Origin of the sequence: Variovorax sp. YR634, assembly GCF_900106655.1 — a bacterium.
In the GTDB taxonomy this organism is placed as follows: Bacteria; Pseudomonadota; Gammaproteobacteria; order Burkholderiales; family Burkholderiaceae_C; genus Variovorax.
Genome location: NZ_FNOL01000011.1, coordinates 175,970 through 192,506, shown reverse-complemented (window position 1 = coordinate 192,506; position 16,537 = coordinate 175,970). Strand labels below are relative to the sequence as shown.

The following is a 16,537-nucleotide window of genomic DNA, read 5'->3' as shown; positions in this document are numbered from 1 at the left end:
GTTGCTGCTGAACCCGGGAGTCTAAAAGACGGTGCCGTCGCTCTCGATCAGCAGAGGCGGAGCACCGTCACGCAAGCGTTGTGCCAGCGCCCGGCCCGCGGCCCAGGTGCCGCCTTCGAGCACGCAGGCCAGCGGGAGCTCTTCCTCGGTGCGGTCGAGCACCTTGCGCACGCGCGGCGCCACTTCGTCGAGCAGCGCCACGGTGAGCGCGCGCCATTCGACGATGAATTCGTCGCTCGCCTTCCAGCGGCGGGTGAGAAAGGCCGGGTCCTTCGGCACGATCACCCCGCTGTCGATCAGCAGGCCGCCATTGCGGTACTCGGGCAGGGCGGTGAGCGCGTCGAGGTGGCGCACCTTCACGCCGGCCCATTCGAAGGGTTCGAGCAGCGAATACGTGAGCCACTGCGAGAGCTTGTGAAACGGCATCCAGCCGTTGGTGAGGCCGGGGCCGCGCACCGCGCTGTGGCGCCAGCAGTCGCCCAGCGCCAGCGCCGGGTCGCCGGAGCCGATGCCGCCTGCGCTGTCGCTGCCGTCGGCCGCGATGCTGTCGACGGCATTGGCCGAGGGCCAGATGCGCGACAGTGTTTCGAGCAGCAGCGAGAGGATCTGGTGCGCGGTGATCTCCGCAGTGGGCGGCGCGGCCGGGCCGTAGGGGCCGACCAGCGCGTCGAACAGGCCGCCGGGCCGGCCGTCGTCGCCGAAGGTCTCGGGCTGCTCGCCCATGGCCTCGCCGAGCCGGCGCAGCAGTGTGGTGCGGCCCGCCAGGCCGACCAGCGGATTCACCTCGCTGACCTGGAAGGCGTCGCCGAGCCGGTCGGTGACCAGGCCGCGCAGGCCGGCCGCATCGGCCTGGTAGGGATGGTTTGGGTCGGACGAGAAAAGCCCGCTCATGAACGCGTGGTAGCTCGCCACGCCCAGCCCTTCGGAACGCGTGAAGCGCTCGCCGGTGGCCGATTCGGTGTAGTGCCAGTCGGGGCCGGCGCCGGCGTCGAGCAGCACGCTCACCAGCACCAGGTCGATGTGGGCCCGGGCGCGCTGGCGGGCGTCGCATTCGCCCAGCAATGCGTCGAGTTCTTCAAGGCGATTGACGCCGCCGGCCTCGAAATGGCGCCAGCGGCTGTGGTACGGGATGGTGTCCCACGGATAGCGCTCGCGCGTGACCTCGGCGACGGTGCGCGCCGCGTCTTCGAGCGTGTTGTCGCTTCCGATGCGGAACCACTGCGATTCGCCTCGGCGCGCGCGTGCCAGCAGGGCGCCCGCGCGCTGGCGGATGGCGGCGGTGGTGCGCAGCAGGCCGGCCGCGCCGGCCGGGTGCGCGGTGTCGGCAGTGAATTCGATGGACGGATCGACCTTGCCCGCGCCCCCCGGCGGCAGGCTGCCGGAGCCGTCGACTGGCATGTTCTTGTCGTCGCTGTTGCGGTTGCTCATTCGCTCAATCCCCGGCCCTTGGCCTTCTTCAGTTCCTCGGCGTCCGGCACCGGGCCGGGCGTGAAATAGCCGGCGGCCATCTTGGCGTCCATCTCGACGCGGGCGTCGGCCGGAATCAGCGCGTCGGGAATGTTCACGCGTTCGCCGATCTCGATGCCCGAGCCGGTGATCGCGTCGAACTTCATGTTGCTCATCGACACGAGCCGATGGATCTTCTTGATGCCCAGCCAGTGGAAGACGTCGGGCATCAGCTCCTGGAAGCGCATGTCCTGCACGCCGGCCACGCATTCGGTGCGCGCGAAATACTGGTCGGCCGTGTCGCCGCCCACCTGGCGCTTGCGCGCGTTGTAGACCAGGAACTTGGTGACTTCGCCGAGCGCGCGGCCTTCCTTGCGCGAATAGGCGATGAGGCCGACGCCGCCGCGCTGCGCGCCCTGGATGCACTCCTCGATGGCATGCGTCAGGTAGGGCCGGCAGGTGCAGATGTCGGAGCCGAACACGTCCGAGCCGTTGCACTCGTCGTGGATGCGCGCGGTGAGCTCGACTTCGGGGTTGGCCAGGTCGCGCGGGTTGCCGAAGATGTAGAGCGTTTGCCCGCCGATGGGCGGCAGGAACACTTCGAGGTCGGAGCGCGTGACCAGCTCGGGGTACATGCCGCCGGTTTCCTCGAAGAGCGTGCGGCGCAGGTCGGTCTCGGAGCAGCCGAAGCGGCGCGCCACCTCGGGCAGGTACCACACGGGTTCGATGGCGGCCTTGGTCACCATCGCGGCGCCGCCGGTGGTGAGGAAATGGCCGTCGGCCTTCAGGCGGCCGCTTTGCAGCGCCTCGATGACCTCGGGCAGGATCACATGCGCCTTGGTGATCGCGATGGTCGGGCGGATGTCGTAGCCCGCCGCCAGCTCGGTGGAGAACACATCCGCCACCAGCGCGCCCCACGGGTCCAGCGACACGATGCGCCCCGGCTCGCTCCACTGCGGATAGGGCCCGATCACGTCGGTGGGCGCGGTGTTGGTGAGGTCGGCCTTGTGCTCGCGCTTGAGCGCCCCGGCCGCCACTGCCAGCGCGCGGTACACGCTGTAGGAGCCGCTGTGCGTGCCGATCACGTTGCGATGCGCCCGCTTGGTGGTGGTGCCGACTACCGGTCCGCGCTCGGTTGCAGTGGCCGCGCCCCAGTGAATGGGCAGCGCACCGAAGCCGCCGGCATGCGAAGTCAGCCGGATGTGGCCGGTCGACGACGAGGGATGAAGTGGGGGGAGGGGCGTGACACCGCCCGGGGTGGAAGGGATCGTTGTGCTGTCTGCAGACATTGGTAGCCCTCAAAAAATGCAATGTACCGATCACTTGTGCGGCTGGCAAGCGAGGGCGCGCCCTTGGTTGCAGCGCGCTTCGGCGGTCCGCGGATGTTGAACAACAATGCGAGTGGACGGACCGCACCCACAACATCTTTTGCTGGAGGAAATCAATGCGCACGCTTCTCTGTGTATTTCTCGCCTTGAGCCTGTCTGCCTGCGACAAGGCCACCGAAGGCTTCTCGCAGGGCTTCGATTCCGCCTTCAAGACCAACTTCAGGACGAGCTTCATCGACAGCTGCGTCAAGAGCGCCGGATCGCGCGGGAACAAATCGCAGGAGGAGCTCACCAAGCTGTGCACCTGCGCGGCCGATGGCGTCATGAAGGACGCCACTGTGTCGGATCTGCAGGACGTGGACAAGATCAGGAGCAAGAGCGGCCCGATCATCGAGCAGTGCGTGAAGGAGGCCGTCGGCCTCGTGGTGGATACGCCGGCGCGGGTGTCTTGAGGCTCCGGTCCGGGGCCGGCCGCCGCTCGCGGCACAATCCACCGGAACTTTTTTCGACAAGGCTGTAACCAGCCAGCCCGATGGAACGAAACACCGTAGGCAGCAGGACGAACCCGAGCGACGCGGAAGCGGCGCTGCGCAGCCTGTTCCTTCGCGGCCTCGACGGCGACGCGAAGGCCTACCGCGACTTCCTGCAGCGACTCAGCGCGCACCTGCGCGCCTTTCTGGGCAAGCGCCTTTTTGGCTGGCCCGATGAAGTGGAAGACCTCGTCCAGGAATGCCTGCTCGCCATGCACAACCAGCGCCACACCTACCAGAGCGACCAGCCGCTGACGGCCTGGGTGCATGCGATTGCGCGCTACAAGATGATCGATCTGCTGCGCGCCAAGTCGGTCCGCGAAGACCTGCATGATCCGCTGGACGACGACCTGGCCGTGTTCGCCGAATCAGCCGAAGAGGCCAGCGATGCGAAGCGCGACCTCGGCGGCCTGCTCGAAACCCTGCCCGAGCGCCAGCGGCTGCCGATCGTGCACGTGAAGATCGAAGGCCTGTCGGTTGCCGAGACCGCGAGTCTGACAGGCATGTCGGAGTCGGCGGTCAAGGTCGGCATTCACCGGGGGCTCAAGGCGCTGGCCGCCCGGTTCGGCAACAGCTGGGGAGGTGCGGCATGAAGACCGACGATCTGGTCGCGATGCTGGCGAGCGGCGAGGTGGCCGTGCCGCGCCGCCGTGCCAGCCGACGCATCTGGCTGGCGGTGCTGCTGGGTTTGCCGTTCTCGCTCCTGATCCTGTTCGGCGAGTACGGCATGCGGCGCGACATCGTGCAGGCCATGTTCTGGCCGATGTTCTGGGTCAAGGTGCTGTTTCCCTTGTGCATCGCAGCGGCTGGCTTCGTGGCCGTGGAGCGGCTTGCGCGGCCGGGCGTCGAGCCGCGGCGCACCTGGGTGGGCGCGGTGCTGCCCGTGCTCGCGGTGTGGGTGCTGGCGGTGATCGCCTGGTTCACCGTGCCGGCAGAGGAGCGCATGCCCTCGCTGATGGGGCAGTCATGGCGCGTCTGCGCACTGAGCATCGGGCTGATGGCGCTGCCGGTGTTCGCGGCCACGATGGTGGCGCTCAAGGGAATGGCGCCCACGCGGCCGGCGCTGGCCGGGGCTGCGGCAGGGGCGCTTGCCGGGGGCATTGGCGCGGCGGTCTACGCGCTGCACTGCATGGAGCTGACCGCGCCGTTCCTTGCGGTCTGGTATGTGAGCGGGATCGCTGTGCCGGTGCTGGTTGGTGCCGTGCTCGGGCCACGCCTGCTGCGCTGGTAGCGCGCCGGCAGAGGCCCTGGGCCGGTCAAGTCAACGCTTCTTCGAGCCGAAGATCCCGCCGAGCACGCCGCGCAGGATTTCCTTGCCAACAGACGTACCCATGGTGCGCACCGCCGACTTGGCCATGGTCTGCACCAGGCCGTCGTGCTTCGCGCCGCGCGGGCCGGTGGTGCCGAAGAGCATGTCGTTGAGCATGCCGCCCATGCCGGAGCCGGAGGCCTCCGCCGCATCCTTGCCGCCGGGCAGCGTTGCTGCCGGTGCGTCGGGTGCGCTGTCGGCGCGGCCCTTGAGCTTTTCGTAGGCCGATTCGCGGTCTACCGTTTTCTCGTAGACACCGGCGACGAGTGAGCCGGCGATCAGTGCCTTGCGCTGGTCGGGCGTGATGGGGCCGAGCTGGCTGCCGGGCGGCAGCACGAACACGCGCTCGGTCACGCTCGGGCGGCCCTTTTCGTCGAGGAAGCTCACCAGCGCCTCGCCAACGGCGAGTTCGGTGATGGCGGTCTCGATGTCGAGGCCCGGCTTCTGGCGCATGGTGCTGGCGGCCGCCTTCACGGCCTTCTGGTCGCGCGGCGTGAAGGCGCGCAGCGCGTGCTGCACGCGATTGCCCAGCTGGGCCAGCACCGTGTCAGGGATGTCCAGCGGGTTCTGCGTAACGAAATACACGCCCACGCCCTTGGAGCGCACCAGCCGCACCACCAGCTCGATGCGTTCCACCAACGCCTTGGGCGCCTCGTTGAACAGCAGGTGGGCCTCGTCGAAGAAAAAGGCCAGCTTGGGCTGCTCGGGGTCGCCGATTTCGGGCAGCTGCTCGAACAGCTCGGACAGCATCCACAGCAGGAAGGTGGCGTACAGGCGCGGCGAGTTCATGAGCTTGTCGGCCGCAAGGATGTTGACGACCCCCTTGCCGCCCACGGTCTGCATGAAGTCGGCGATGTTGAGCATCGGCTCGCCGAAGAACTTGTCGCCGCCCTGGGTTTCGATCTGCAACAGGCCGCGCTGGATGGCGCCTACGCTGGCGGCGCTGATGTTGCCGTACTGGGTGGTGAACTGGCTGCTGTTTTCGCCCACGTACTGCAGCATGGCGCGCAGGTCTTTCAGGTCGAGCAGCAGCAGGCCGTTGTCGTCGGCGATCTTGAACACCAGGTTCAGCACGCCGGCCTGTGTTTCGTTCACGTCGAGCATGCGGCCCAGCAGCAGCGGGCCCATGTCGGAGACGGTGGCGCGCACCGGGTGGCCCTGTTCGCCGAACACGTCCCACACCGTGACGGGGCAGGCGGAGGGCTCGGGCACCTCGATGCCCCGTTCCTTGAGGGTGGCAGCCAGCTTGCCGCCGATGGCACCCTTTTGACTGATACCGGTCAGGTCGCCCTTGACGTCGGCCATGAACACCGGCACGCCGATGGCGGAGAGCTTTTCGGCGATGGTCTGCAGGGTGACTGTCTTGCCGGTGCCGGTGGCGCCGGTGATAAGGCCATGGCGATTGGCCAGGCTGGGGAGAAGGCTGCACTCGATGGCGTCGTGCCGTGCGATCAGAAGTGGGTCGGCCATGGGGCGCTCCGGTCGTATCGAAGCGGGCAGTCTAATCAAGCGGCACTCCTATAATCCACGGCCCGCACGGTAGTTCAGGAAAAAGTTTTAGGAGGTTTTTTTGTCATCGACTGCTCAGCCCCCCATTCCCGCCACTGGCGATGCCTCCGAACAGTCGCCGATCGAAAAAGAGCTGGCCGTGCTGCTCGTGAACGCGCTGAACCTCGAAGTGGCCCCCGAGGACATCGTGCCGACCGACCCGCTCTATGGCGAAGGCCTCGGACTCGACTCGATCGACATCCTCGAAGTAGCGCTCGAAGTCTCGCGCCGCTATGGTTTCCAGCTGCGTTCTGACGACGAACGCAACCAGCAGATTTTCCAGTCGCTGCGTACGCTCGCGACCCACGTCGCCCAGCATCGCGTGGCTTCCTGATCCCATGTCGCGATGGCGAATAGCACTCCTTCTGGTGGCAGGCGTGGCGTATGCCGGCCTGTCCCACTGGATGACGCTGTTCCATGCCACGGAACCGTGGGCGGTCGTGGTGTTGCTCGGGCCGCTCTGGCTCGCTGCCATGGGCCTTGCCGCCAGCTGGTTCGGTCGCTGGGGCCTTGCCGCCGTGGCCGTCCTGGGCGTGGGCGGCTTCTCGCTCGTCTTCCTGGGTGAGGCAGGCGATCCCAACCGCTTGTACGTGCTGCAGCACGTGGCCATCAACGCCGCGCTGTGCGGCTGGTTCGGCTCCACGCTGCGCGGCCGGGGCCTGCCGCTGATCACGCAGTTCGCGCAGCGGGTGCACCCGCTCAAGGGGCACATGTTGTCCTACACCACGCAGCTCACGCGCATCTGGACCGGCTTCTTCGCGCTGACGGTGCTGGCGTCGATCCTGATCTACCTGACAAGGCCGTTCTCCGACTGGTCGCTGTTCGCCAATGTGCTGTCGCCCGTGATGGTGACGCTGCTCTTCGTGGGCGAGCACTTTGTGCGCTACCGGCTGCATCCCGAATTCGAACGCACGCGCCTCGTGGATGCGGTGCGCGCGTTCTATGGCACATCGTCGGTGGACACCAGCCCCGGCAGCCAATGACACAGGCGCCGCCCGCGTGACGACAGATACCCGTTTCCTGCCACTGCTCACCGACCGAGACCCAGATTCCATCCTGGCCTGGCGCGCCGGCGTGCCCGTGAGCACGCGGCAGTTCCTGGCCGACGTGGCCCGCTTCGCGCCCGAGCTTCCGGGCGAGGGCTCCGCCGTCAATCTCTGCGTCGACCGCTATGCCTTTGCCGTGAGCCTGGGCGCGGCGCTGGTGCGCGGCCATGCCAGCCTGCTGCCGCCCGACGCGCGGCCCGACACGCTCGCGCGCCTGCTCGAGTCCGGTGGCTCACGTCTTTTTGCGCTCACCGACGATCTGAAGCAGCAAACGCCAGGCATGCAGCGCGTGCTGATCGAGAACAGCCAAAGCCGCGCGAGCTCTGAGGCCCCCGTGCCGCAGATCGATGCAGCCATGCACGCCGCCAGCCTGCTGACCTCCGGCTCGACCGGCGTGCCGCAGCCGCACGCCAAGACCTGGGGCACGCTGGTGGGCGACGTCGCGGTGGCCGTGAAACGGCTGTGCCGTGTGCTCGAGCGCCCCACGCTGGAAGGCCTGACGCTGGTCGCGACCGTGCCGGTGCAGCACAGCTACGGGCTCGAGTCGTCGGTGCTGCTGGCAATGCTGGGCGGCGCGGCCTTCGAAAGCGGCCGGCCGTTTTTCCCGGCCGATGTAGCGAAGACGCTGGCCTCGGTGCCGCGCCCCCGCGCGCTGGTGACCACGCCGTTCCATCTCAAGACATTGCTGCTCTCGGGCATCGAGTTGCCGCCGGTCGACCTGATCCTGTCGGCCACCGCGCCGCTTTCGCCGCAGCTCGCGCAGCAAGCCGAGCAGGCCATGGGCGGCGTGCTGCTCGAAATCTACGGCAGTACCGAGTCGGGGCAGGTCGCCACGCGCCGCACCACCGACAACGAGATCTGGGAGACCTTCGGCGAGATCCGCGTGCACGCCGAGCCTTCGGCGGACGGTAGCCCCGAGCGCTTCATCTTCAGCGGCGACTTCATTCCCGAGCCCACGCCCATGGCCGACGTGCTCGAACTGCTGGACGAGCGCCGCTTTCGCCTGTTCGGCCGGGCCAACGACCTGATCCACGTGGCAGGCCGGCGCAGTTCTCTGGCGCACCTGAACTTTCACCTGAACAGCATTCCCGGCGTGGACGACGGCGCCTTCTGGCTGCCCGACGAGGTGGCCGACGGTGTCGTGCGGCCGGTGGCCTTCGTGGTCGCTCCCACGCTGTCGGCGGGCGACGTCATCGCGGCCCTGCGGCAGCGGCTCGAACCCGTGTTCGTGCCGCGCCGCGTGGTGCAGGTCAAGGCCTTCCCGCGCGAAGGCACGGGCAAGCTCACCGTGCGGGCGCTGCGCGAATTCGCGCTGGCGCAGCTAGCGGAAGACGACACACCGGTGCAGATGGCCCACGTGGTGCCAGCTGACCACCCCGTGTTTGCCGGTCATTTCCCGGGGCAGCCGCTGCTGCCGGGCGCGCTGGTGCTGGCCGAGGTCATGGAGGCCATTCGCCGCGTGCCGGCCCTGGTGGCTCGGCTGGGCGCCCATCCCACGCTCGCCGCGGCCAAGTTCCTGGCGCCCGTGCGGCCCGGCGCCGCGCTGTCCATCGAGCTGCATCCGGAGGCCGGGCCCGGTCGCGGCGTGCGTTTCGACGTGCGTTGCGACGGCGTGGTGGCTGTCACGGGCCGCTGGACAGCCGTGCAAGAGTCCGCGTGATGAAGCACACCGATGTCGAGGCGCGCGCCGTGAAAGAGGCAACCAGGGCAGGGCAGGCGGCACCGAAAGGCGAGCGCGGCGAAAGCGGCGACTGGGCCCGTGCGCCCGAGCGCAGCAACATGCTGGCGCTGCGGTTCATCGTTTTCATGGCGCTGGTGTGCGGACGCCACGTCACGCGCCTCCTGCTGCCGCCGATTGCCCTGTACTTCCTGCTGTTCGCGCCGGCGCAGCGCCGGCACATCAAGCGCTACCTGTTCCGGGCCATCGGTCCGCAGGCGGGTTGGGTCGACGGCTTCAGCCTGCTGCACGCCTTTGCCTCGACGGTGCTCGATCGCGTGTATTTCCTGCGTGGGCGCCTGGACCTGTTCAAGGTCAGCATCGAGGGCAATGCACCGATCGATGCCGAGATCGCACGAGGGCGGGGCGCCTTTCTGCTCGGCGCCCACATCGGCAGCTTCGAGGTGCTCGGCGCCTGCAAGCAGCAGACGCACCAGTGCAACCTGCGCCTGGCGATGCTGATGTATCCGGACAACGCGCAGCGCATCACGGCCGTCCTCAACACCATTGCCGTGCCCGAGCTGCGGCCGCACGTCATCGCGCTGGGCCGGCCGCATTCGATGCTGGCCCTGCGCGACTGGCTCGACGGCGGCGGCCTGGGCGGCATGCTGGCCGACCGCACGCTGCCGGGCAGCGAAGACCAGCCCGCGCACCAGCGCGGCAACAACATCGTGCTGCCGTTCCTCGGGCAGCCCGCAGTTTTCAACGATGGTCCTTTCCGCCTGGCGGCCTTGCTGCGTCGCAAGGTGTTCTTCATGGCCGGGCTCTACAGCGGCGGTGCCCGCTATGACGTGCGATTCGACCCGCTGGCCGACTTCGGCGAGCCGGCTTGCAGCCCCGCGGAGCGCGAAGCGCGCATTCGTGCTGCCGTCGAAGCCTATGTGGCACGCCTCGAAGCGCTGTGCCGCGCGTATCCCTACAACTGGTTCAATTTCCATGATTTCTGGCTCGAAGATGCGGCTTGACTGGCTTTGCAGGGCATGCGTGCTCGCACTGGCCTTTTGCGCCGTGCCGGCCTGGGCGGCGTTCGACCTGCCCGAACTGATGACGCTGCTGGCCAAGCAGAAGAGCGGGGAGGCCCGTTTCACCGAACAGCGCTTCGTGCACGGCCTGGAAGGCCCGCTCGACGCCAGCGGTACGCTGAGCTTCGATGCGCCCGACAAGCTGGTGCGCCGCACGCTGTCGCCGCGCGTCGAGACCATGGCGGTCGAGGGCAACACGCTGACGTTGTCGCGCGGCGGCCGCAACCGCACGCTGGCGCTCGACAGCATGCCCGAGCTGCTCGGCCTGGTCGAAGCCATGCGAGGCACGCTGACCGGCGACGGCGCCACGCTGCAGCGCTATTTCCGCAGCACCGTGTCGGGCTCCGCCGCCAAGTGGACGCTCGACCTCGTGCCGATGGACAGCCGGCTGGCCGCGCAGGTGCGCAGCATCCGCATCAGCGGCCGCGCGAGCGACGTGCTGGGGCTCGAGATGGAGTTCGTCGGCGGTGACCGCTCGGCCATGAACATCACGCCGGGCGCGACAGCACCCGCGCCAGCCAACGCGGCTCCGTCCGGCGCCACCGGACGCACCACGCCGTGACGCCACAGCAGCAGGCGGGCGGCCCGCCGGGCTGGCGGCGCAGGGCGGTCGTGCTGCTGGCGTGGCTGCTGGTGCTGGTGTGCGGAGCCGTGGTCATCGCGCGCACGCAGATCGGCGCCGACCTCTCGGCTTTTCTGCCCAAGAGCCCGGATGTGCGCCAGCGCGTGCTGATCGAGCAGTTGCAAAGCGGCGTCGCCTCGCGCACGCTGATGCTGGGCATCGAAGGCGGCAGTGCCGAGCAGCGCGCCGCAGCGTCGCGCGCGGTCGCAAAGGACATGCGCGAGAGCAAGCTCTTCGACCTGATCCAGAACGGCGACGTCGGCGACTGGAGCGAGGCGGGAAACTGGGTACTCCAACACCGCTACCAGCTGTCGCCCGGCGTCACGCCCGGGCAGTTCACTGCCGAGGGCTTGCGCGACGCGATCAACGAAACGCTGTCGATGCTGGGCACGCCTGCCGGCAACGTGATCAAGCCCCTCCTTGATCGCGACCCGACCGGCGAGACACAGCGCATTGTCATGGAGCTGACGCCCGCCAGCGCGCCGCGCAGCGAGGACGGCGTATGGATGTCGCGCACCGCGCCGCGCGCGCTGATGGTCGCCACCACGCGCGCTGCCGGCAGCGACCTCGACGCGCAGGCCATCGCCATTGCGCGCGTGCACGCCGCCTACGCGGCCTCGACGCGCGACATGGGCGCAACCGCGCCCAAGCTGCTGCTGAGCGGTCCGCCCGTGTTCTCGGTGATGAGCCGCGACAAGATCAAGACCGAAGCGATCCACCTCGCGGTGGTGGGCGGCATCGTGATGGGCGGGCTGCTGTTGCTGGCGTTTGCATCGCCGCGCGCGCTGGTCATCGCCTTCCTGCCCGTGGCCACGGGCGTGGTGATCGGCACCGCGAGCGTGAGCCTCGTGTTCGGCTCGGTGCATGGCCTCACACTGGGCTTCGGCAGCACGCTGATCGGAGAGACGGTCGACTACGCCATCTACTACCTCATCCAGGCGCGTGGCGCCGCCGTGGCCGGCACCGGCTGGCAGCGTTGGCGCGACCTGAACTGGCCGACCGTTCGGCTCGGGCTGCTGACCTCGGTGTGCGGCTTTGCGGCGCTGGTGTTTTCGGGCTTTCCGGGGCTGGCGCAGCTGGGTGTGTTCTCCATCGCCGGCCTTGTCGCGGCGGCGCTGGCTACGCGTTACGTGCTGCCGATGCTCGCGCCCGACGGTGCCACCGGCATGGGCATGCGCAAATACATGGCGCAGATGGCCGGCGCGCTGGTGCGCGGCCTGCCGCGCCTGCGCTGGCCTCTGGCCGCGCTGGGGGTGGCGGCACTGGCATTGGTGCTGTGGCAGGGCGGCCATCTGTGGCGCGCCGATCTTGGCGCGATGAGCCCGGTGCCCAAGGCAGCCCAGCAGCTGGACGAAATGCTGCGCAACGACATCGGCGCGAGCGACGGTGGCGTGCTGGTGGTCGCCTATGGCGACGACGAGCAGGCCGCGCTGCGCAACACCGAGGCGGCGGCGCAGCGGCTCGATGCGCTGGTGGATCAGGGCGAGCTCGTCGGCTACGAAACGGTCACCCGCGTGCTGCCCAGCGTGGAGGTGCAGACCGCGCGCATCGCAGCCCTGCCGGACGCCGAGACGCTGCGCGCCAACCTGGCAGAGGCAACCAAGGGCATGCCGCTGCCGGCTTCGCGGCTCGGACCGTTCCTGACCGACATCGAGGCTGCGCGCAGGCTGCCACTGGTGCAGCGCGCCGAACTGGCCGCCGGGCCGCTCGGCTCGGTCCTGAACACGCTGATGTACCAGCGCCCGGGCGGCGGCTGGGGCACGCTGGTCGTGCTGCATCCGGGCGCCAAGTTCGACCAGGGCCGTCTCGAAGCGGCGCTGGCCGGCCTGCCTGAAGTGCAGGTGGTCGACGTCGGCCGCGAACTTGCGAGCCTGTACCAGCGCTACCTGCACGAGGCCTTCGTGCAGGTGCTGCTGGGCGCGCTGGCGGTGGTGCTGTTGCTCGGCATCTACCTGCGTTCGTGGCGCCGGCTGCTGGCCGTGTGCCAGCCGCTGGTGTTCGCGGTGGTGCTCACGCTTGGGGGCATGGCCGTGCTGCAGGCGGCGCTGGGCATCCTGCATCTGGTGGGGCTGCTGCTGATCGTGGCGGTGGGATCCAACTACGCGCTGTTCTTCGACCAACTGCGCACCACCGGGCGGGCCGACGAGGACACGCTGGCGTCGCTGATGCTGGCCAACCTGACGACCGTGGTGTCGTTCGGGCTGATCGCGATTTCGGACATTCCGGCGCTGTCGTCCATCGGCCGCGTGGTTGCGCCCGGGGCGCTGCTGGCGCTGTTGCTTTCGGCAGCATTCGCACGCAGCGTGGGGCCTTCGCAGGCTTCGCGTGGCTGACGGGGGAAAATCCGGCCTCATGTCCATCGCTCCCGCACCTACCGAATCCTGGCCCTGGCCGCCTGCCATCCGCGCCAGCGCGGCCTGGCATGTCGCGGCCATCGGTGCGGGCGTGCTGGTGCCGGGCGCGTTGCCGTGGGCCATCGGCGCGATCGTGCTGAACCATGCGTTGATCACCGGTGCCGGCCTGACGCCGCGCAGCAGCCTGCTGGGCCCTAATGTCACGCGGCTGCCCGAAGCGGCCGCGGCGCGGCGCGAAGTGGCGATCACCATCGACGACGGGCCGGAGCCCGAGGTAACGCCGCGTGTGCTCGACCTGCTCGACGCGCACGGCCAGCGCGCCACCTTCTTCTGCATTGCCGAGCGCGTGCTGGCGCACCCCGAACTGGCGCGCGAGATCGTGGCGCGCGGCCACAGCATCCAGAACCACACGGCGCGGCACCGGCACAATTTTTCCTTTCTCGGGCCGCGCGGTTTCGCCGCCGAGATCGCGCGGGCGCAGGACATCCTGAGCGACGTCACCGGCCAGCGCCCGACCTGTTTCCGCGCGCCCGCCGGCCTGCGCAACCCGTTTCTCGAACCCGTGCTGCACCGCCTCGGCCTCTCGCTCGTGAGCTGGACGCGGCGCGGCTTCGACACGCGCGAAGGCGACGCCGCCAAGGTGATGGCACGCCTGAGCCACAACCTGCAGGCGCGCGACATCCTGTTGCTGCACGACGGCAATGCCGCGCGCACCGTTGCTGGACAACCTGTTTTGCTGGAGGTACTGCCCTTGTTGCTCGAACGCCTGCGCGCCGATGGATTGCGCTCTGTGACCCTGCCTGAAGGATTGAAGTCATGAGCGCCGCCCGGCCGCCCGAAGGCGCTCGCACCGTAGCGCGAAGCGCGGAGGTTTCCGAATGAGCGCGGTGATGTTGTCGACCGATAGGGCGTGGCGCGAGCTGCATGAAGCCGCGACCATTCCCTACAAAAAAGGCGGCAGCTTCGCCTGGCACTTCGCACGCGGCAAGCTGGGGCGCGACCCGGTGTTTCGCGGGCTGCTCGAACGCGGGCTGTTTGGCGCGCCGCACCAGCGCGTGGTCGACATCGGCTGTGGGCAGGGCCTGTTCGCGAGCCTGCTGGCATCGATGAGCGCAATGCAGAAGCAGGGCCGCTGGCCGTCAGCGTGGCTCGCCACGCCGCACAGCGCCTACTACACCGGCATCGAGCTGATGCCGAAGGACGTGGCGCGCGCCGAGGCCTCCATCGGTCATCTGCAGCCTACGCCAAGGCTCGTCTGCGCCGACATGTGCTCGGCCGCCTTGCCGGACTGCGACCTCGTCGTGATCCTCGACGTGCTGCACTACGTGAACCTCGAAGCGCAAGAGGGCGTGTTGCAGCGCGTGCGCGACGCGCTGCGCCGTGGCGGCAATCCGCACGCACGGCTGCTGCTGCGCGTGGGCGATGCGTCGAGTCGCCGCGGCTTCGCAATCAGCCAGTGGGTCGACCGCACCGTGACACGCATTCGCGGCCACAAGGTCTCGCCGACCTGGGGCCGTCCGCTGTCCGACTGGACCGCGCTGCTGCAGCGCCTGGGCTTCCGGGTGCAGAGCATCCCGATGAGCGAAGGTACCCCGTTTGCCAACGTACTGCTGGTCGCCGACCTGGAGGCCGCAGCTTGACTGCACCGCAGACGCTCGACCGCGCAGGCATCGCGCAGCGCATTCCGCACAGCGGCAGCATGTGCCTGCTCGAGCGGCTCGAAAGCTGGGACGCCGACGCGATCCACTGCAGCACCACGACCCATACGCAAGCGGGCAACCCTCTGCGCACCGAAGGCGGCCTGCTCGCACCGAACGCAATCGAATACGCGGCGCAGGCCATGGCGCTGCATGGTGGCTTGCTGGCCGCCGAGGGCAGCGCGCCATCGGCCGGTTTCCTGGCAAGCGCACGCAATGTGAAGCTGGCGGTGGCACGTCTCGACGACGTGCCCGGCGCCTTGCAGGTGGGCGCCCGGCGCCTGTCGGGTGACGATCGCCAGATCCTCTATGAATTCACCGTCAAGGCCGACGACGGCCGCATGCTGGCCGAAGGCCGTGCCGTCGTGGTCCTGAACACGCCGCTCGCAACAGAACAACAAGAAAGCACGACATCGCCATGAGCCTCGAAGGAAAACGCGCACTCATCACAGGCGCAAGCGGCGCACTCGGCGCCGCCATGGCCGAACGCCTGGCTCGGGACGGCGCCACGGTACTGCTGCATGCCAATTCGCGACCCGAGGCGGTCGAGCAACTGGCGGCATCGATCACGGCTGCAGGCGGCAAGGCGGAATGCCATGTGTTCGACCTGCGCAGCGACGAGGCCTCGGCAGCAGCTTGCGCGCGCATCCTGGAGGGCGGGGCGGTGCAGATCCTCGTCAACAACGCGGGCGTGCACGACGACGCCGTGCTGCCGGGCATGCGCGCCGAGCAGTGGCACAAGGTGATCGACGTGTCGCTCAACGGCTTCTTCCGCGTCACGCAGCCCTTGCTGCTGCCGATGATGCGCACGCGGTGGGGCCGCATTTTGAACATCTCGTCGGTGGCCGCGATTGCGGGCAACCGGGGGCAGGTCAACTACGCCGCTGCCAAGGGGGCGCTGAACAGTGCGACCAAGGCGCTGTCGCTCGAAGTGGCGTCGCGCGGCGTGACGGTGAATGCGATCGCGCCCGGGATCATCGCCTCGCCGATGGCGGATGCAGTGTTCGACCAGGCGGTGATCAACCAGATGGTGCCGGTGAAGCGGGCGGGAACGCCGCAGGAAGTGGCGTCGCTGGCTGCGTTCCTGGCCAGCGACGAGGCGGCCTATATCACGGGGCAGGTGATCTCGATCAATGGCGGGATGATCTAGGGGCGCTGGTCGGTGGGTGCTGTGCCCTTGGGCGGCCCCAATAAAACCTACAACGGCAGCGTGTCGAACGCGGCGTAAACCGTAGCCAGCCAAGACTTCACGCGCTGGCGCTCCAGCAGCCCCAGCGCATGTGGCCCTTCGCGGTCGTTCACGGCCTTCCAGAAACTGGTGTTCTGCGCATCGATCTTGCGCATGCTCGCGTCATGCAAACGCGGCAGCGCAATCACGCGAGCGCCATTGGCCGTGGCCTTCGAAAGCGATTGCGAACCCAGCAGCATCCCGAAGTCGCTGCCACGCCCGTAGTTCTGCACCACGATGTAGTTGGGTCGGTTGCCGAAGGTGTCGATCAGCGAGCCGAGCAGGTCGGTCGAGTCCTTGCCGTCGTCCAGCACGTGCCAGAAATTGACCGTGACGCCAATCTCGGCGAACACGTCGAACAGGTCCGACTCCTTGATCCAGCGCGACAGTGGCGCCAGCGTCTGGGCCGCGAGGTCGACGATCACGCTTTGCTGCGGGTTGGTCTCGAAGCCGTTGACGACCGTGTCGAGTCCTTCGAAGCTGTCGACCACCACGGGCGAGGCAAAGCCTTCGTAGAAACGGGTGAACGAGCTGTGCGAGCGGTCGGTGTCGAAGCCGGTGAAGGGGCGGCTGTGGTCGATGAAGTACTGCGCCAGCACGCGCGCGGTGACCGACTTGCCGACACCGCCTTTTTCGCCGCCGATGAAATTGATGGAGCTCATGAGTTGATGCTGCCTCGAATGGGTTGAG

General features: G+C 68.4%; 17 protein-coding genes. 13 read left to right on the top strand and 4 right to left on the bottom strand.

Translation table 11 applies throughout. The features are described 5' to 3' along the window. Positions 1 to 21: 21 nt before the first annotated feature. The gene (locus tag BLV60_RS19650; protein WP_093056955.1) at positions 22 to 1,428 is read right to left on the bottom strand and encodes a URC4/urg3 family protein; all 1,407 of its coding nucleotides are present in this window, start codon (positions 1,426 to 1,428) and stop codon (positions 22 to 24) included. Next, positions 1,425 to 2,735 (bottom strand): GTP cyclohydrolase II, encoded by a 1,311-nt coding sequence (locus BLV60_RS19645; RefSeq protein WP_093056954.1) that lies wholly within the window; start codon positions 2,733 to 2,735, stop codon positions 1,425 to 1,427. The genes BLV60_RS19650 and BLV60_RS19645 overlap by 4 nt, the downstream gene beginning before the upstream one ends. A 155-nt stretch (positions 2,736 to 2,890) precedes the next feature. Between BLV60_RS19645 and BLV60_RS19640 the strand changes: the two genes are divergently transcribed. The 3 genes from BLV60_RS19640 (at position 2,891) to BLV60_RS19630 (ending at position 4,535) form a co-directional block, all read left to right on the top strand. Beyond that, positions 2,891 to 3,226: a hypothetical protein gene (locus tag BLV60_RS19640; RefSeq protein WP_143042606.1), complete on the top strand. Its 336-nt coding sequence runs from the start codon at positions 2,891 to 2,893 to the stop codon at positions 3,224 to 3,226. Between the two features lie 80 nt (positions 3,227 to 3,306). Next, the gene (locus BLV60_RS19635; RefSeq protein ID WP_093056952.1) at positions 3,307 to 3,897 is read left to right on the top strand and encodes a sigma-70 family RNA polymerase sigma factor; all 591 of its coding nucleotides are present in this window, start codon (positions 3,307 to 3,309) and stop codon (positions 3,895 to 3,897) included. After that, a complete protein-coding gene (locus BLV60_RS19630; protein WP_093056951.1) occupies positions 3,894 to 4,535 on the top strand; it encodes an NrsF family protein in 642 nt (213 codons plus the stop codon). The genes BLV60_RS19635 and BLV60_RS19630 overlap by 4 nt, the downstream gene beginning before the upstream one ends. A 30-nt stretch (positions 4,536 to 4,565) precedes the next feature. Here the strand turns inward: BLV60_RS19630 and BLV60_RS19625 are convergent, their stop codons facing one another. Continuing rightward, positions 4,566 to 6,083, bottom strand: coding sequence for a helicase HerA-like domain-containing protein (locus BLV60_RS19625; RefSeq protein WP_093056950.1), 1,518 nt, complete (start codon positions 6,081 to 6,083; stop codon positions 4,566 to 4,568). A 100-nt stretch (positions 6,084 to 6,183) separates the two neighbouring features. Here BLV60_RS19625 and BLV60_RS19620 point away from each other — a divergent pair, with 100 nt between their 5' ends. The 10 genes from BLV60_RS19620 (at position 6,184) to fabG (ending at position 15,769) form a co-directional block, all read left to right on the top strand. After that, positions 6,184 to 6,495 carry a phosphopantetheine-binding protein gene (locus tag BLV60_RS19620; protein WP_093056949.1) on the top strand — a complete coding sequence of 104 codons (312 nt, stop codon included), beginning with the start codon at positions 6,184 to 6,186 and terminating at the stop codon, positions 6,493 to 6,495. A 4-nt stretch (positions 6,496 to 6,499) separates the two neighbouring features. After that, positions 6,500 to 7,144, top strand: coding sequence for a COG4648 family protein (locus BLV60_RS19615; protein WP_093056948.1), 645 nt, complete (start codon positions 6,500 to 6,502; stop codon positions 7,142 to 7,144). 16 nt (positions 7,145 to 7,160) lie between these two features. Continuing rightward, entirely contained in the window at positions 7,161 to 8,867 is a 1,707-nt protein-coding gene (locus BLV60_RS19610; RefSeq protein ID WP_093056947.1) for an AMP-binding protein, read from the top strand. Further along, a complete protein-coding gene (locus tag BLV60_RS19605; RefSeq protein WP_093056946.1) occupies positions 8,867 to 9,889 on the top strand; it encodes an acyl-CoA synthetase in 1,023 nt (340 codons plus the stop codon). Before BLV60_RS19610 ends, BLV60_RS19605 begins: the two co-directional genes overlap by 1 nt. Further along, positions 9,879 to 10,508 carry a LolA-related protein gene (locus tag BLV60_RS19600; RefSeq protein WP_176928838.1) on the top strand — a complete coding sequence of 210 codons (630 nt, stop codon included), beginning with the start codon at positions 9,879 to 9,881 and terminating at the stop codon, positions 10,506 to 10,508. The genes BLV60_RS19605 and BLV60_RS19600 overlap by 11 nt, the downstream gene beginning before the upstream one ends. Continuing rightward, positions 10,505 to 12,901 carry an MMPL family transporter gene (locus BLV60_RS19595; protein ID WP_093056944.1) on the top strand — a complete coding sequence of 799 codons (2,397 nt, stop codon included), beginning with the start codon at positions 10,505 to 10,507 and terminating at the stop codon, positions 12,899 to 12,901. The genes BLV60_RS19600 and BLV60_RS19595 overlap by 4 nt, the downstream gene beginning before the upstream one ends. Positions 12,902 to 12,920: 19 nt before the next feature. After that, complete coding sequence (locus tag BLV60_RS19590) at positions 12,921 to 13,742, top strand: polysaccharide deacetylase family protein (protein ID WP_093056943.1); 822 nt, start codon at positions 12,921 to 12,923, stop codon at positions 13,740 to 13,742. A 70-nt stretch (positions 13,743 to 13,812) separates the two neighbouring features. Next, positions 13,813 to 14,562, top strand: coding sequence for a class I SAM-dependent methyltransferase (locus tag BLV60_RS19585; protein WP_371127383.1), 750 nt, complete (start codon positions 13,813 to 13,815; stop codon positions 14,560 to 14,562). Further along, complete coding sequence (locus BLV60_RS19580) at positions 14,559 to 15,041, top strand: hotdog family protein (protein ID WP_093056941.1); 483 nt, start codon at positions 14,559 to 14,561, stop codon at positions 15,039 to 15,041. The genes BLV60_RS19585 and BLV60_RS19580 overlap by 4 nt, the downstream gene beginning before the upstream one ends. Then, the gene (fabG, locus tag BLV60_RS19575) at positions 15,038 to 15,769 is read left to right on the top strand and encodes a 3-oxoacyl-ACP reductase FabG (protein WP_093056940.1); all 732 of its coding nucleotides are present in this window, start codon (positions 15,038 to 15,040) and stop codon (positions 15,767 to 15,769) included. Before BLV60_RS19580 ends, fabG begins: the two co-directional genes overlap by 4 nt. Before the next feature lie 47 nt (positions 15,770 to 15,816). On the opposite strand, the gene BLV60_RS19570 is transcribed toward fabG, so the two are convergent. Continuing rightward, positions 15,817 to 16,509 carry a P-loop NTPase family protein gene (locus BLV60_RS19570; protein WP_093056939.1) on the bottom strand — a complete coding sequence of 231 codons (693 nt, stop codon included), beginning with the start codon at positions 16,507 to 16,509 and terminating at the stop codon, positions 15,817 to 15,819. Positions 16,510 to 16,537 lie beyond the last annotated feature (28 nt).

What these genes read in the sequence shown, in the direction of transcription:
- BLV60_RS19605 (WP_093056946.1), top strand. Translation starts at nt 8,867, where the DNA reads ATGAAGCACACCGATGTCGAGGCGCGCGCCGTGAAAGAGGCAACCAGG.
- BLV60_RS19570 (WP_093056939.1), bottom strand. Translation starts at nt 16,509, where the DNA reads ATGAGCTCCATCAATTTCATCGGCGGCGAAAAAGGCGGTGTCGGCAAG.
- BLV60_RS19625 (WP_093056950.1), bottom strand. Translation starts at nt 6,083, where the DNA reads ATGGCCGACCCACTTCTGATCGCACGGCACGACGCCATCGAGTGCAGC.
- BLV60_RS19615 (WP_093056948.1), top strand. Translation starts at nt 6,500, where the DNA reads ATGTCGCGATGGCGAATAGCACTCCTTCTGGTGGCAGGCGTGGCGTAT.
- BLV60_RS19640 (WP_143042606.1), top strand. Translation starts at nt 2,891, where the DNA reads ATGCGCACGCTTCTCTGTGTATTTCTCGCCTTGAGCCTGTCTGCCTGC.
- BLV60_RS19645 (WP_093056954.1), bottom strand. Translation starts at nt 2,735, where the DNA reads ATGTCTGCAGACAGCACAACGATCCCTTCCACCCCGGGCGGTGTCACG.
- BLV60_RS19600 (WP_176928838.1), top strand. Translation starts at nt 9,879, where the DNA reads ATGCGGCTTGACTGGCTTTGCAGGGCATGCGTGCTCGCACTGGCCTTT.
- fabG (WP_093056940.1), top strand. Translation starts at nt 15,038, where the DNA reads ATGAGCCTCGAAGGAAAACGCGCACTCATCACAGGCGCAAGCGGCGCA.
- BLV60_RS19630 (WP_093056951.1), top strand. Translation starts at nt 3,894, where the DNA reads ATGAAGACCGACGATCTGGTCGCGATGCTGGCGAGCGGCGAGGTGGCC.
- BLV60_RS19585 (WP_371127383.1), top strand. Translation starts at nt 13,813, where the DNA reads ATGTTGTCGACCGATAGGGCGTGGCGCGAGCTGCATGAAGCCGCGACC.
- BLV60_RS19635 (WP_093056952.1), top strand. Translation starts at nt 3,307, where the DNA reads ATGGAACGAAACACCGTAGGCAGCAGGACGAACCCGAGCGACGCGGAA.
- BLV60_RS19590 (WP_093056943.1), top strand. Translation starts at nt 12,921, where the DNA reads ATGTCCATCGCTCCCGCACCTACCGAATCCTGGCCCTGGCCGCCTGCC.
- BLV60_RS19650 (WP_093056955.1), bottom strand. Translation starts at nt 1,428, where the DNA reads ATGAGCAACCGCAACAGCGACGACAAGAACATGCCAGTCGACGGCTCC.